The organism is Caldimonas tepidiphila (genome assembly GCF_003569765.1).
GTDB lineage: Bacteria > Pseudomonadota > Gammaproteobacteria > Burkholderiales > Burkholderiaceae_C > Caldimonas > Caldimonas tepidiphila.
In genome coordinates this window covers 1-14,903 of sequence record NZ_QXMG01000028.1, presented here as the reverse complement: position 1 = coordinate 14,903, position 14,903 = coordinate 1, and the positions used below count along the sequence as shown (strand labels likewise).

At 70.3% G+C, this 14,903-nt stretch carries 13 protein-coding genes and 1 tRNA gene; 13 read left to right on the top strand and 1 reads right to left on the bottom strand.

What is annotated here, in order from left to right:
• Nucleotides 1-10: 10 nt before the first annotated feature.
• A complete protein-coding gene (norR, locus tag D3A59_RS15665; RefSeq protein ID WP_119155911.1) occupies nt 11-1,573 on the bottom strand; it encodes a nitric oxide reductase transcriptional regulator NorR in 1,563 nt (520 codons plus the stop codon).
• Nucleotides 1,574-1,723: 150 nt separating this feature from the next.
• On the opposite strand from norR, the gene D3A59_RS15660 reads away from it, so the two are divergent.
• The 13 genes from D3A59_RS15660 to D3A59_RS15600 form a co-directional block, all read left to right on the top strand.
• Nucleotides 1,724-2,317 (top strand): hemerythrin domain-containing protein, encoded by a 594-nt coding sequence (locus D3A59_RS15660; protein WP_157991545.1) that lies wholly within the window; start codon nt 1,724-1,726, stop codon nt 2,315-2,317.
• A 182-nt stretch (nt 2,318-2,499) separates the two neighbouring features.
• Nucleotides 2,500-3,339, top strand: coding sequence for a type IV pili methyl-accepting chemotaxis transducer N-terminal domain-containing protein (locus D3A59_RS15655; RefSeq protein WP_240636079.1), 840 nt, complete (start codon nt 2,500-2,502; stop codon nt 3,337-3,339).
• Nucleotides 3,340-3,403: 64 nt separating this feature from the next.
• Nucleotides 3,404-4,696 carry a glutamate-5-semialdehyde dehydrogenase gene (locus tag D3A59_RS15650; RefSeq protein WP_119156019.1) on the top strand — a complete coding sequence of 431 codons (1,293 nt, stop codon included), beginning with the start codon at nt 3,404-3,406 and terminating at the stop codon, nt 4,694-4,696.
• An 11-nt stretch (nt 4,697-4,707) separates the two neighbouring features.
• A complete protein-coding gene (gene queC / locus D3A59_RS15645) occupies nt 4,708-5,415 on the top strand; it encodes a 7-cyano-7-deazaguanine synthase QueC (RefSeq protein WP_119155906.1) in 708 nt (235 codons plus the stop codon).
• A gap of 84 nt (nt 5,416-5,499) precedes the next feature.
• Nucleotides 5,500-6,093, top strand: coding sequence for a LemA family protein (locus D3A59_RS15640; RefSeq protein WP_119155904.1), 594 nt, complete (start codon nt 5,500-5,502; stop codon nt 6,091-6,093).
• 55 nt (nt 6,094-6,148) lie between these two features.
• Nucleotides 6,149-7,519, top strand: coding sequence for a 16S rRNA (cytosine(967)-C(5))-methyltransferase RsmB (gene rsmB / locus D3A59_RS15635; protein WP_119155902.1), 1,371 nt, complete (start codon nt 6,149-6,151; stop codon nt 7,517-7,519).
• A gap of 25 nt (nt 7,520-7,544) precedes the next feature.
• Nucleotides 7,545-8,174, top strand: coding sequence for a DUF4390 domain-containing protein (locus tag D3A59_RS15630; RefSeq protein ID WP_240636078.1), 630 nt, complete (start codon nt 7,545-7,547; stop codon nt 8,172-8,174).
• A 33-nt stretch (nt 8,175-8,207) separates the two neighbouring features.
• Nucleotides 8,208-10,478 (top strand): sensor histidine kinase, encoded by a 2,271-nt coding sequence (locus D3A59_RS15625; RefSeq protein ID WP_119155898.1) that lies wholly within the window; start codon nt 8,208-8,210, stop codon nt 10,476-10,478.
• Between the two features lie 6 nt (nt 10,479-10,484).
• Nucleotides 10,485-11,162 carry a response regulator gene (locus D3A59_RS15620; RefSeq protein ID WP_119155896.1) on the top strand — a complete coding sequence of 226 codons (678 nt, stop codon included), beginning with the start codon at nt 10,485-10,487 and terminating at the stop codon, nt 11,160-11,162.
• 19 nt (nt 11,163-11,181) lie between these two features.
• Nucleotides 11,182-11,257 (top strand) — tRNA-Phe (locus tag D3A59_RS15615).
• Nucleotides 11,258-11,509: 252 nt separating this feature from the next.
• A complete protein-coding gene (locus tag D3A59_RS15610; RefSeq protein WP_119155894.1) occupies nt 11,510-12,073 on the top strand; it encodes an HD domain-containing protein in 564 nt (187 codons plus the stop codon).
• Nucleotides 12,074-12,254: 181 nt separating this feature from the next.
• A complete protein-coding gene (locus D3A59_RS15605; protein ID WP_119155892.1) occupies nt 12,255-12,980 on the top strand; it encodes a hypothetical protein in 726 nt (241 codons plus the stop codon).
• 709 nt (nt 12,981-13,689) lie between these two features.
• Nucleotides 13,690-14,903, top strand: a 1,214-nt coding sequence (locus D3A59_RS15600) for a HAMP domain-containing protein (protein WP_157991544.1), incomplete at its 3' end; no start/stop codon positions are given.

Sequence of the window (14,903 nt, the reverse complement as noted above, 5' to 3'; positions counted from 1 at the left end):
CGGCGCGGCCTCAGGCCGGCAGCGCCTCCGCCGCCGCTGTCTTCAGCCCGAGCCGGCGCGCGAGCTTGTGCAGGTTGCTCGCGTCGAGCTCGAGCGCGCGCGCCGCGGCGGCCCAGTTGCCGTGGTGCAGCGACAACGCGCTGGCGATCGCGTCGCGCTGCGTGCGCTCGACCAGCTCCTTCAGGGGGCCGGCCGGCGCGGCGGGCGGCCGCCCGGGTGAGCCGGCCGCCACCGCCGGCTCCGGGGCGGCGCCGCCCCGCTCGATGTCGAGCAGCTCGACGCCGAGGCTGACGATCTCGCCGCGCCCCGCGCCGCGGCTCAGCGCCTTGACCGCCGCGCGGCTGATGGCGTGCTCGAGCTCGCGCACGTTGCCGGGCCAGCGGTAGGACAGCACCGCGGCCTCCGCCTCGGGCGCGAGCCGCAGCGCGCGCAGCCCGAGCCGCGTGCGGTTGAGCTCCAGGAAGTGACCGGCGATCGTCAGCGCGTCGCCCTCGCGCTCGCGCAGCGGCGGGATGTGCACCGGGTAGACCGACAGCCGATGGTAGAGATCGGCGCGGAAGTGGCCCTCGTGCACGCAGGCGCCGAGGTCGCGGTTGGTGGCGGCGATCACGCGCACGTCCACGCGCCGCGGCTGGTCGGCGCCGAGGCGCTGCACCTCGCCGCTCTGCAGCGCGCGCAAAAGCTTCGCCTGCACCGCCAGCGGCAGCTCGCCGACCTCGTCGAGGAACAGCGTGCCGCCGTGCGCCGCCTCGAAGCGCCCGGCGCGCTCGGCGGTGGCGCCCGAGAACGCGCCCTTCATGTGGCCGAACAGCTCGCTCTCGGCGAGCGACTCGGGCAGCGCCGCGCAGTTCACGTGCACCAGCGGCCTGGCGCTGCGGCGCGAGCTGCGGTGCAGCCGGCGCGCGAACAGCTCCTTGCCGACGCCGGTCTCGCCGAGCAGCAGCACCGGCAGCTCCGAATCCGCCACCACGTCGATCTCGCGCAGCAGCTGCCGCATCGCCGCGCTGTGGCCGAGGATCTCGTCGTCCGCGGCGGGCGCGAGGCCCTGCGCCGGCTGCGTCGCCTGCGCCTGCCGTTCGCTGCGCGCGCGCTGCTCGAGCAGGCTGACGCGCACCGCCGCCTCGACCACCAGCGAGCGGCGCTGCAGCTCCTGCCGCGCCGCGGCGTCGAAGGTGCCGGGCGCGAGCGCGTCGAGCGTCAGCGCGCCCCAGGGCCGCCCCTCGACATGCAGGCTCACGCCCATGCAGTCGTGCACCTGCAGCCCGCTGCCGCCCGGCATGTCGACCAGGCCCTCGTAGGGGTCGGGCCGCGGATCGCAGGCCTCGAAGCGCACCGGCTGGCGGCTCGCGAGGATCGCCGCCAGCCGCGGATGGCGCTCGAGCAGGAAGCGCCGGCCGAGCGCCTCGCGCACCAAGCCCTCCGCCGCCACCGGCCGCAGGCTCTCGCTGTCGAGCCGCAACAGGCAGGCGGCATCGCAGCGGAAGTGCTGGCGCAGCGCGCGCACCAGGCGCTGGAAGCGCACCGCGTGCGGCAGCTCGTTGATCAGGTCGGCGAGCAGCGAGTCGAGGATCATGGTGATTTCCACCTTATCACGGTGGTATTAACCCGGGCAGGGAGGGTCGCGCATACCGTCTGATCCGGGTCAACCCTGATCAATCAAGCACTTGCGGATGGCATCGCCCTTGCGTTCCCGGGGTCAGTGACAGACCTCCGGAATCCGAGCGTGGACCTGCCCGACGAAACGACTGCCCGCCTGACCCGCCAGGCCCCCGACCGGGGCCGGGAACTGCGCGAGCTGCCGCCCGGAGAGCGCGACTGGTCCCGCGCGTCGGTCACGGCGCTGATCGAGCACATCCAGCGGCACTTCCATGCCCGCCACCGCGAGCAGCTGCCTGCACTGGTGCGGCTGGCGGGGCGGGTCGAGCAGTTGCACGGCGCGCATGCGGACTGCCCGCACGGCCTCGCCGAGCTGCTGATGGCGATGCAGCAGCAACTCGAGAGCCACATGATGAAGGAGGAGCAGATCCTCTTTCCGCTGCTCGAGAGGAACCCGGGCGCCGTCTGCCAAGGGCCGATGGCGGTGATCCATGCCGAGCACGGGGAGCTGGACGCCGCGGTGCAGCGGGTCCGGCAGCTCCTGGACGGCGGCCGGCTGCCGCACGAGGCCGGCGAGGCCTGGCGCACGCTCTACAAGGGCCTGGCGCAGTTCGAGGACGAGCTGCGCCGGCACATGCACCTGGAGAACGACATCCTGTTCGAGGCCGTCGCCCGCGCGGCGCGATCCGAGCGGGAGGCCGGACAAGGAGATCGCCAATGAAAGCCCCGGAAACGCCCGCATCGCGGACGCCGCCCGGCTGTTCGGCGCTGGAGAACTCCTGCCCGGACCGAGGCACCGCATCACGGGACATTTCCTGCGCCGGTCCGCCTGACACGGCGGCACGGCGCACGAAGCGGCCCGCTATTCCCCGAAGAAGCAATTAGCCAGCAGAGAGTCCAACCATGACGCACAAGACGCACAACGACACGCACCTCTCCTCCGCCCGCGCCTCGCGCCGCATGCTGCTGAAGGCCGGGGGCGCCGGCCTGCTGCTGTCCGCGCTGCCGGTGTCGCAGGCGCAGGTGGTCAGCATGAACGACGCGATCAACAAGGCCGGCCGCCAGCGCATGCTGTCGCAGCGCCTCTCGAAGGCCTGGCTGGCGGTGGGGCAGGGGGTCGAGGTCAAGCGGGCCGAGCGCGTGCTGCAGGACTCGATGGCGCTGTTCGACCGCCAGCTCGTCGAGCTCAAGGCCTTCGCGCCGACGCCGGAGATCAAGGCCACCTATGTCTCGCTCGACGCGGCATGGGGCGAGTACAAGACCGCGCTGGTCGGGACCGCCCCCTCGCAGTCGGCCGCGCCCTCGCTGATCACGCTCGACAACCGCGTGCTGCAACTCGCCAACCAGGGCGCGACGCAGCTCGAGAAGCATTCGGGCCAGTCGGTCGGCCGCCTCGTCAACATCGCCGGCCGCCAGCGCATGCTGTCGCAGCGCACCGCCAAGTACTTCCTGGCGCAGAGCTGGAAGGCGCCCGTGTCGACCGCGAAGGCGGAGGTCGATAACGCGCGTGCGGAGTTCGTGCAGGCGCTCAAGGTGCTGCACGACGCGCCGGAGGCCAACGCGTCGATCCGCGGCGACCTCGACCTCGCGCAGCAGCAGTGGGTGTTCTTCGAGAACGCGATGGAGCGCGGCACCGACGGCGCGGTCGGCAGCGCCCGCGCCGCGCAGGTCTTCGGCTCGAGCGAGATCCTGCTCGAACTGATGGACCGCATCACCGCGCAGTACGCGCGCCTGAGCGCCTGAGCGGGTCCCGCCGCGGCGGCCCCGCGGGCGCCGGGCGGCGGGACTTTTTGGGACAATGCCGGGCATGACTGCCTCCGATCTCCAGGCCGACATCCCGGCCTACATGGCCCGCGTGGGCACCGCCGCCCGCGCCGCCGCCACGCTGATGGCGCGCGCCTCCACCGCCGCGAAGAACGACGCGCTGAATGCGCTCGCCGCGCTGATCCGCGCCAGCGGCGAGGCGCTGCAGGCCGAGAACGCCAAGGACATCGCCGCCGCCGAGGCCAATGGTCTCGCCGCGCCGATGGTGGACCGGCTGCGCATCACCGCCAAGGTGGTCGAGCAGATGGCCGAGAACTGCACGCAGGTCGCCGCGCTGCCGGACCCGGTGGGCGAGATGACGAACCTGCGGCGGCGCCCGACCGGCATCACGGTCGGCCAGATGCGCGTGCCGCTGGGCGTGTTCGGCATGATCTACGAGAGCCGCCCGAACGTGACGATCGAGGCCGCGGCGCTCGGCATCAAGAGCGGCAACGCCTGCGTGCTGCGCGGCGGCTCCGAGGCCATCCACTCCAACCTCGCGCTGTGGAAGCTGGTGCAGCGGGCGCTGGAAGCCGCCGGGCTGCCGGCCGCGGGCGTGCAGCTGATCGAGACCACCGACCGCGCCGCCGTGGGCCGGCTGATCGCGATGCCCGAATACGTCGACGTGATCATCCCGCGCGGCGGCAAGGGCCTGATCGAGCGCATCAGCCGCGAGGCGACCGTGCCGGTGATCAAGCACCTCGACGGCAACTGCCATGTCTTCGTCGACGCGACGGCCGACCTGCAGCTTGCGGTCAAGGTCACCGACAACGCCAAGACGCAGAAGTACAGCCCCTGCAACGCGGCCGAGTCGCTGCTGGTGCACGAGGCGATCGCGCCGCGTTTTCTTCCTGCGATCGGCGCCGTCTTCGCCGCCAAGGGCGTGGAGATGCGCTGCGACCCCGCTTCGAAGGCGATCCTCGCCGACGTGGCGGGCGCAAGGCTCGTGGATGCGCTTGAAACAGACTGGGCCGAGGAGTACCTCGCGCCGGTCATCAGCGTGAAGGTCGTGCGCGACCTCGACGAGGCGATCGCGCACATCAACCGCTGGGGTTCGCACCACACCGACGCGATCCTCACCGAGCACCACCCGAGCGCGATGCGCTTCCTGCGCGAGGTCGATTCCAGCAGCGTGATGGTCAACGCGAGCACCCGCTTCGCCGACGGCTTCGAGTACGGGCTGGGCGCCGAGATCGGCATCTCGACCGACAAGTTCCACGCGCGCGGCCCCGTCGGCCTCGAGGGCCTGACCTCGCTGAAGTACGTGGTGCTCGGCCAGGGCGAGGTGCGCTCCTGAGCGCGGCGGCGATGAGCGACCCGCGCACCGCGCTCGTGCTGTTCTCCGGCGGGCAGGACTCCACCGTCTGCCTCGCCTGGGCGCTGAGCCGCTACGCGCGCGTCGAGACGATCGGCTTCGACTACGGCCAGCGCCACCGCGTCGAGCTCGACTGCCGGCAGCGCGTGCTGGCCGAGTTGCGCGCGGCGTTCCCGCAGTGGGCCGCGAAGCTCGGCGAGGACCACCTGCTCGACCTCGGCCTGCTCGGCCAGATCTCGGACACCGCGCTGACCGACGGCCGCGCGATCGAGATGGCGCGAAGCGGCCTGCCCAACACCTTCGTGCCCGGGCGCAACCTGCTGTTCCTCGGCTTCGCAGGCGCCCTGGCCTACCGGCGCGGCGCCTCGGTGCTGGTCGGCGGCATGTGCGAGACCGACTATTCCGGCTACCCGGACTGCCGCGACAACACGCTCAAGGCGCTGCAGGTCGCGCTCAGCCTCGGCATGGACGCGCCGATGACGATCGAGACGCCGCTGATGTGGCTCGACAAGGCCGACACCTGGGCGCTGTCGCATGCGCTGGGCGGCGAGGCGCTCGACGCGCTGATCGTCGAGCACACCCACACCTGCTATCTCGGCGACCGCTCGCAGCGCCACGACTGGGGCTACGGTTGCGGGCAGTGCCCGGCGTGCGAGCTGCGCGCGCGCGGCCACGCCGCCTTCGTCGCACGCCGGACCTGAGCCCGGCGCGCGCCCTGTCCGAAGAGGGCAGGGCAGCGCGCGTCCCTTGCGTATAGTTGCCTCTCCAGCGGAGAGGAGACACATGTGAGCATCAAGGAGATGATCGGCTGGGGCGTGCTGGCCGTGCTCCTGTTCTGGGCGGTCGGGGCCTACAACCGGCTGGTGCGGCTGCGCAGCCGCATCGACGAGGCCTTCGCGCAGCTCGACGTGCCGCTCAAGCGCCGCTACGAGCTGATCGCGAATCTGGTGGAGACCGCGCGGCAGCATGTCGAGCACGAGCGCGAGACGCTGGAGGCGGTGCTCGCGGCGCGTGACCAGGCCAGCGTCGCGGCCGACCATGCCCGCGCCCGCCCGACCCGTGCCGCCGCGCTCGGCGCGCTGACGGTGGCGGAGCAGGCGCTCGGCAATTCGCTCGAGCGCCTGACGGCGATGGCCGAGAACTACCCGGAGCTCAAGGCCGACGAGACGCTGAGCCGGCTCGGCGAGGAGCTCTCCGGCACCGAGGGCCGCATCGCCTTCGCGCGCCAGGCCTTCAACGGCGCAGTGCAGGACTACAACGCCGCCGCGCAGCAGTTCCCGACGCGACTGCTCTCGCGCGTGTTCGGCTTCCGCAGGGCCGGCCTGCTGAAGGTCGCGGACGAGGAGGCCGGGCGGGCGGCCGCGCGCATGCCCTTCTGAGCCGGTCCGAAGCCTCGCTGCAAGGACACGAGGCCGGCGCGGCGGCCCGGCGCCGATGCCCCTCGCCGCTTGCAAGCGGCGGCGGGCGCTTAGACTGCCGCCCGTGATTGCCTCCCCCCCTTCCAGCCTGCCGCTGTGGCAGTTGCTCCAACACACCGCCGATGCGCTGGCGGCCGTGCGCGCCGGCCGCTCGCTCAACGAGGCGCTGGCCGCCTGCCCTGCCGCCGCCCGCCCCGGCACGCAGGCGCTGAGCTTCCAGGTGATGCGCCAGCTCGGCCGCGCCGACGCGCTGCGCCGCCGCCTCGCCAAGCGCGCACCGCCGCCGGCGGTCGACGCGCTGCTGACCACGGCGCTCGCGCTGCTGTGGCAGCCCGAGGCCGCGCCCTACGCGCCGCACACGCTGGTCGACCAGGCAGTGGACGCGGTCAAGCGCCGCGAGCGCGCCAGCGCCTCCTTCGTCAACGCGGTGCTGCGGCGCTTCCTGCGCGAGCGCGACGCGCTCGTCGCCGCCACCGAGGGCGACCCGGTGGCGCGCTTCAACCATCCGCGCTGGTGGATCGAGCGGCTGCGCCGCGACTGGCCGCGCGAGGCCGAGGCGCTGCTCGCGGCCAACAACCGCCAGCCGCCGATGACGCTGCGCGTCAACGCGCGCCGCACCAGCGTCGAGCGCATCGCCGAGCGCTTCGCGCGGGCCGGCATCGAGGCCGAGCGGGTCGGACCCTGGGGATTGAAGCTCGCCGCGCCGCGCCCGGTGACGCAGATTCCCGGCTTCGCCGAGGGCGAGGTCTCGGTGCAGGACCTCGCCGCGCAGTGGGCGGCGCCGCTGCTGCTCGAGGGCGCCCCGCTTGCGCCGCGCGCGCGCGTGCTCGACGCCTGCGCCGCGCCGGGGGGCAAGACCGCGCACCTGCTGGAGCTCGCCGAGCTCGACCTGCTCGCGCTCGACAGCGACCCCGCGCGCCTCGCGCGCGTGGGCGACACGCTCGGGCGGCTCGGCCTCGCCGCCGAGCTGAAGGCGGCCGACGCGCGCGAGCCGGCGCTGTGGTGGGACGGCCGCCTGTTCGACGCGATCCTGATGGACGCGCCCTGCAGCGCCTCGGGCATCGTGCGCCGCCATCCGGACGTGCGCTGGCTGCGCCGCGACAGCGACATCGCGCAGCTCGCGCAGATCCAGCGCGACATGCTCGACGCGCTGTGGCCGCTGCTCAAGCCCGGCGGGCGGCTGCTGTACTGCACCTGCTCGGTGTTCCGCGCCGAGGGCGAGGCGCAGATCGATGCTTTTTTGCAACGTCATGCCAATGCCGTGGCGCTGCCGGCACCCGGTCACTGCCTGCCCTTGCCCGAGAATGGCGGCGAGGCGGCCGCGACCGCCGCCGCGGCCGTCCACGACGGTTTCTTCTACGCGCTGCTCGAGAAGGGTGGCGCCTGACGCTCCGTTCACGAAGAGTCCCGCCTTGCAGCACGCCTTCCGGGTTTTCCGCCGTCCTTCCCCCGTTGCCGCGTGCGGTCGGGCGGGCGGCCCGGGCGGCGGGCGGCTCGCCCGCCTGCTGGCGCTGTGGCTGCTGGCGGCTCTTGCCGCGCTGCCGGTGCGCGCCGCGACGCTGGAGCTGCGGGAGGTGAGGGCGCTGCTCGGCGAGGACGGCGTGCAGCTGTCCTTCGCGGCGCACTTCGCGCTGCCGCGCGTCGTCGAGGACGCACTGCTCAAGGGCGTGCCGCTGTACTTCGTCGCCGAGGCGCGGGTCTACCGCTCGCGCTGGTACTGGCGCGACCGTCAGGTGGCGGGCGCGATGCGCTCCTGGCGGCTGTCCTACCAGCCGCTGACGCGCCGTTACCGTGTCAATTTCGGCAGCCTGGGGCAGAACTACGACGCGCTGCCCGAGGCCCTCGGCGCAATCCATCGTACGATCGGCTGGAAGATCGCCGAGCCGGAGCGCATCAGGAGCGGCGAGCGCCACTACGTCGAGCTCGACTACCGGCTCGACACCTCGCAACTGCCGCGTCCCTTCCAGATCGGCATCGGCGGCCAGGCGGACTGGCAGCTCGAGGCCTCGGAGACCGTGCCGCTCCAAGACGTGTCGCGCTGAGCGCGCGGCGCCCCTGTTCCTGCCCTCCCTTCCATGACCAAAGCGACCCGCTGGGCCTGGATCATCTCGCTGGTAGCCGTCACCGGCGGTGTCCTGGTGCTGGCCTTCCTGCTGGCGATCGCCACCAACAACCGGCAGCTCTACGAGCAGCACTACGAGTGGCTGTTGTGGGTCAACGTCGGCGTCGCGGTGGTGCTCGTGCTCGTCATCGGCATCGCCGCGGCGCGGCTGCTCGCGCGGGTGTGGCGGGGCAAGTTCGGCAGCCGGCTGCTGCTCAAGCTCGCCGGCATCTTCGCAGTGGTCGGCCTGATGCCGGGGCTGCTGATCTACACCGTGTCCTACCAGTTCGTGTCGCGCTCGATCGAGAGCTGGTTCGACGTCGAGATGGAGAGCGCGCTCGACGCCGGGCTGAGCCTCGGCCGCGTCACGCTCGACACGCTCGTCAACGACTTCGCCGCCAAGACGCGCCAGGCCGTGGACCGGCTCCCCGACAGCCGCGACGCGGCGCACCCGCTCGTGCTCGAGCGCCTGCGCGAGCAACTCGGCGCGCAGGACGCGACGCTGTTCGGCGGCAGCGGCCAGACGCTCGCCACCGCCGGCGTCAACCGGCTGAGCTTCGCGCCCGAGCGGCCCTCCGCGGCCCAGCTGCGCGAGGCCCGCGGCCAGCGCGTCGTCGCGCAGATCGAGGGGCTCGACGAGGACGGCGGCAGGCCCCGCATCCGCGCCCTCGTGCACCTGCCGTCCTCCCGCTTCGCGCTCGCCGAGGGCGACCGCTTCCTGCAGTTCACGCAGGCGCTGCCGCCGACGCTGGCGGCCAACGCGCTGGCGGTGCAGAACGCCTACCGCGAGTACCAGCAGCGCGCGCTCGCCCGCGACGGGCTCAAGCGCATGTACATCGGCACGCTGACGCTGGCGCTGATCCTGGCGGTGTTCGGCGCGGTGCTGCTCGCGGTGGTGCTCGGCAACCAGCTGGCGCGGCCGCTGCTGCTGCTGGCCGAGGGCGTGCGCCAGGTCGCGCGCGGCGACCTGCGCCCCACCCAGGTGTTCGCGTCGCGCGACGAGCTCGGCGGCCTGACGCGCTCGTTCGCGCTGATGACCGAGCAGCTCGCCGAGGCGCGCACGACCGCGCAGCGCAGCCTCGTCGAGCTCGACGCCGCGCGCACCCACCTGCAGACCATCCTGGACAACCTGACCGCCGGCGTGATCGTGTTCAGCCGCGACGGGCTGATCGAGTCGGTCAACCCCGGCGCCACCCGCATCCTGCGCCTGCCCTTGTCGGCCTGGGCCGGCCGCCCGCTCGCGCTGGTGCCCGGGCTCGCCGAATTCGCCGCCGAGATCGCGCAACAGTTCGAGCAGCATGCCGCCGGCCGCGGGGAGGGCGCGAGCGAGCCGTGGCAGCAGTCCTTCCAGCTCCAGCCGCCGCCCGATGCGAAGGGCGAGCGCGAGCCGGTCACGCTGCTGGTGCGCGGTGCCTGGCTGCCCGGCGACGCGCGGCTGATCGTGTTCGACGACATCTCCGGCGTCGTCAGCGCGCAGCGCTCGCTCGCCTGGAGCGAGGTGGCGCGCCGCGTCGCGCACGAGATCAAGAACCCGCTCACGCCGATCCAGCTCTCGGCCGAGCGGCTGCAGCACAAGCTCGAGGCCAAGCTCGAGGGCGTCGACCGCCAGATGCTGGTGCGCTCGGTGGCGACCATCGTCAGCCAGGTCGGTGCGATGCAGCGCCTCGTCAACGAGTTCCGCGACTACGCGCGCCTGCCCTCGGCGCAGATGCAGCCGGTGGACCTCAACGCGCTCGCGCTGGAGGTGCTCGGCCTCTACGGCGCGGCGCAGGAGGCGGGCACGCTGCGCTTCGAGCCCGGGGCGGACGTCCCGCCGGTGCTCGGCGACGCCAGCCAGCTGCGCCAGGTGATCCACAATCTGCTCCAGAACGCCCTCGACGCGGTGGCCGAGCGCAGCGACGGCCATGTGCTGCTGCGCACCGAGGTCGCGCGCCACGAGGACGGCGCGCCGCGCGCCGTCAGGCTGGTGCTGAGCGACAACGGCCCCGGCTTCTCCGACAAGGTGCTCAAGCGCGCCTTCGAGCCCTACGTCACGACCAAGACGCGCGGCACCGGGCTCGGGCTGGCCGTCGTCAAGAAGATCGCCGACGAGCACTTTGCCCGCATCCGCCTCGGCAACCTGGGCGAGGGCGAAGGCACCGCGCCGGCGGGCGCGCAGGTTTCTATATCATTTTCAAAATTTGCCATTCCTCACGTACCGCCCTCTGAGCCCGGAATCGAAGGCGCCGCTTGCCGAGAAGGTTGATGCCCCATGGCCACGATACTGGTTGTAGACGACGAACACGGCATCCGCGCGCTGCTGTCGGAGATCCTCTCCGACGAAGGCCATCAGGTCGAGCTGGCCGAGAACGCCGCGCAGGCGCGCGCCTTCCGCGAGCGGCAGCGGCCCGACTTGGTGCTGCTGGACATCTGGATGCCCGACGTGGACGGCATCACGCTGCTCAAGGAGTGGGGTGCCACGGCGCAGCTGACGATGCCCGTCATCATGATGTCCGGACACGGCACGATCGACACCGCGGTCGAGGCCACGAAGTACGGCGCGCTCGCCTTCCTGGAGAAGCCGGTGACGCTGCAGAAGCTGCTGCGCGCGGTGGAGCAGGGCCTGGCGCGTCCGAGCACCCGCCCCGCGCCGGTGGTGCGGGAGGTCGAGCTGGCCGTGGAGGTGGCGGCGCTGCCGGGCGGCGCCACGATGCCCGACCTCGCGCCGCTGCTCGGTCCGCAGCCCGAGCAGAGCTTCGGGCTCGACCGCCCGCTGCGCGAGGCGCGCGACGCCTTCGAGAAGGCCTACTTCGAGTACCACCTGGCCAAGGAGAACGGCAGCATGACGCGCGTGGCCGAGAAGACCGGGCTGGAGCGCACGCACCTGTACCGCAAGCTCAAGCAGCTGGGCGTCGATTTCTCGAGGACTAGACGCACGGCCGGGAATTGATGTATAGTTGCACTTCTTCGGCCAAGTAGCTCAGTTGGTAGAGCAGCGGATTGAAAATCCGCGTGTCGGTGGTTCGATTCCGCCCTTGGCCACCAGGAATTTCCTAGCATTAACGCCAACCTACACGGGTTGGCGTTTTGCTTTGTGCGTCCGGAAGTCCGCGTGTCTGGTCCATTTCCGGGACGCTCCGGTTCTGCCCCGGAGCTTCCGGTTTCCTCCCTCCCTCCCTCCCTCCCGTCCGGCCAGAACTCTCCAAGTTCGTTTCAGAGCCGACTGCCCAGCCCGGCGATGCCGCGACGGAGCTTGTCGTGCAGGCAAACTGCCTGGGACGATCCCCGAGGAGGAACATGACCCCCCGCTACACCCAAGCCATTGCCCTGGCCGCGCGAGCCCACGAGGGCCAGAGTCGCAAGGGCACTGCGATCCCCTACATCACGCATCCCGTTGCCGTGGCCGCCCTGGTGGCCGAGTACGGCGGCGATGAGGATCAGCAGATCGCAGCCCTACTGCATGACGTGCTGGAAGACGGAGGGCCGCAGTACGAGCCTGAAATCGAGGCGGCCTTCGGCGGGAGAGTGCTGGCGCTGGTGCGCGGCTGCACCGACGGGATGCCCGACGAGAACGGCACCAAGGCACCGTGGGTTGAGCGCAAGAGAGCCTACCTCACCCATCTGGCTGAGATCGGCGACGACGTGCTGCTGGTGTCCGGCTGCGACAAGCTCAGCAACGCGCGAGCGATCTTGTCGGATTTGCAGGGCATCGGCCCGGCCGTCTTTGACCGCTTCACGGCCGGTCGGGAGGGAACGCTGTGGTACTACGCCGAGCTGGCGCGGATCTTCGGCGAGCGAGCTGTCCCCATGGCAAGGGCTCTGACCGACACAGTAGGGCAGTTGGAGCGCCTCGCACGCTGAGTTTCTGTGCTCCCTCTTCGTTTCTCCTGCTGAGGTGTGTGCAGGGTATACAGAGCGCTTGTCCTGGGCGCTTCTGCGGTCCCTCAAAGCGGACGATGAGGCCGGGTACTCAGGATTTGTAACTGCGCTTACAAGTGTGCGATGCTCCCCGGTGCGGCATGTGCCGCTCAGGGAGTCAAGAATGAGTGCGGGCGAAGTCCAAGAAAAACTCAATGCCTTCTACCGGCAGGCCCTCCATGAACTCAAGGAGGCCGGCGGCTTCACGGAGGCGCAGCAGGCAAAGCTGTCTTCCCCCTTCCTCCTGAACATTTCTGACGAGTACTTCAAGGCGCCGGTACGCATCCTCTTCGTCGGACAGGAAACAGCCGGATGGGTCGGGAAGCTGGGGAGCACGCTCCAGAAAGAGGAGCCGCTCATCCCGCTGCTGGAGAACTACGCGAGATTGATGCGGATGCCGAGGTGGCGTAGTGCTTTCCTCAAGAAGTACCGCCTCGTCGAGCAGAAGCTGGGGGGAGGAATCCGGGGCTCAATCGTCTGGAGCAACCTTCAGAGGATGGACGTGGACCGAGGCGCAGGACGCTCAAGGAATTCCAGGAAATATTCGGACCATCTGGACGCTTTCTCCGATAAGCTTTTCCGCTACGAGGTCGAACTCCTCCAGCCCGACGTCATCATCTTCGCGTGCGGGCCGAACTACGATCACCTCATTAAGAGGTACTTCCCGGAGTACAAGACCGATGTTGTGATTGAGCCCCGAGCGCTATGGAGATTCAACATCGGACGCATCCGGTGCTACCGCACTTGGCATCCCAGGACCATCCGACCTAAAGGTGCAACCAAGATCAAGTGGTACTTCCAGGAAATCATCGCCGATGTGCGGGAGAACTTTTCAGGGGCGTACGCTTGAAGGGGCAGCATCTGAATGCTGCCTGCGTGAAAAGCAGTTGCCTCGGGCTCCTCACCGCTGCCTCTTTCCCGCCGAAACCTCTTCGCCCCTCCCCGGAATCCCGGATCGTGAAGTGCCCCCGGGACAAGTCTGTGGACAGATCCCGGACAACCGGGCAGTTATCCACAGGAAAAGCCGATGCGGGCGAGTTGTTCTCGTTCCGCGTTCCTGCCGCAAGGCCCGGCTGCACAGGCCTGCGGCCACGTAAGTTGTTGATAAACAAAAGAAAATCCACTTGTCCACAGGAAAGGGCCGCATCCACTACGACTACTACCTGAAAAGATTGGATTGTTGGTTGGAGAGTAGGTCGGCAGCCGATGGGCGAGCGGGAAATGCTTGCGGGCCTCGCGACAGCCTCCCTGCCGCGCGCTCCCGTCCTTTGGAGCCAGCAGGGAAACCTGGCTTGCTCCACAACGGCACACCACTTGCTATCCCCCTCCGCCGCTCGAAAGCGGCATGCGCGCGCCGCGCCGGGAGGAGAGGGGGCGTCGAGACGTTTGGCGGCGTCGAACCGGTAAGCCGGACGGCAGAAATTACCGCGAAGACGACGGATCCTGCTGCGTCGTTGCCCTGCTTGCGCGGGTTCGCGGCGTCTCGAACCTGTTGTCTCCCTGTTTCCACAGTCGCTGGAATGCGGTGTCGTGCGCCCACGACTTTGACAGGGAGCACCATGAACGTCATCGAAGATCATCCCGTGCTGGCACCGGCCGACGAACTGGCCGCGCTGCTGTGCGCATTGACCTCGCTGCGCGATGGCCGGGCCGACGTGCGGTTGCCGCTTCACTGGTCCGGGCTGGCGGGACGGGTGGCCGAGGTCTTCAACCAGGTCGTCGAGCAGAACGCCGACATGGCGCAGGAGCTCGCGCGGCTACGCCAGGTGGTCGGCAAGGAAGGCAAGCTCAAGCAGCGCGCCGCACTGCGTGCACCCCGTGGTTTCTGGGCCGAATCCGTCGACAGCATCAACTCGCTGATCGATGACCTGGTGCACCCCACTTCCGAAGTGGCGCGCGTGATCGGCGCCGTGGCGCAGGGCGACCTCTCCAAGAGCATGGCGCTCGAGGTCGAGGGCCGGCCGCTGCAGGGCGAGTTCCTGCGTACCGCCAAGACCATCAACACGATGGTCGAGCAGCTCGGCGACTTCTCCGCGGAGGTCACGCGCGTGGCGCGCGAAGTGGGCACCGAGGGCAAGCTCGGCGGCCAGGCCACCGTGAAGGGCGTGGCCGGCACCTGGAAGGACCTGACCGACTCGGTCAACTCGATGGCCTCGAACCTGACCTCGCAGGTGCGCAACATCGCCGACGTGACTACCGCGGTGGCCAAGGGCGACCTGTCCAAGAAGATCGAGGTGGACGTCAAGGGCGAGTTCCTGACGCTGAAGAACACGATCAACACGATGGTGGACCAGCTGCGCTCCTTCGCGTCCGAGGTGACGCGCGTGGCGCGCGAGGTGGGCACCGAGGGCATCCTGGGCGGCCAGGCGCGCGTGGAGGGCGTCTCCGGCACCTGGAAGGACCTGACCGACTCGGTGAACTCGATGGCGGGCAACCTGACCAGCCAGGTGCGCAACATCGCCGACGTGACGAAGGCGGTGGCCGCGGGCGACCTGTCCAAGAAGATCACGGTGGACGGCAAGGGCGAGATCCTGGAGCTGAAGAACACCGTCAACACGCTGGTGGACCAGCTGCGCTCCTTCGCCGCAGAGGTCACCCGCGTGGCCCGGGAAGTGGGCACCGAGGGCAAGCTCGGCGGCCAGGCCGATATGGCCGGCAACCTGACCAGCCAGGTGCGCAACATCGCCGAGGTGACGACGGCGGTGGCCGCCGGGGACCTGTCCAAGAAGATCACGGTGGACGTCAAGGGCGAGATCCTGGAGCTCAAGAACAC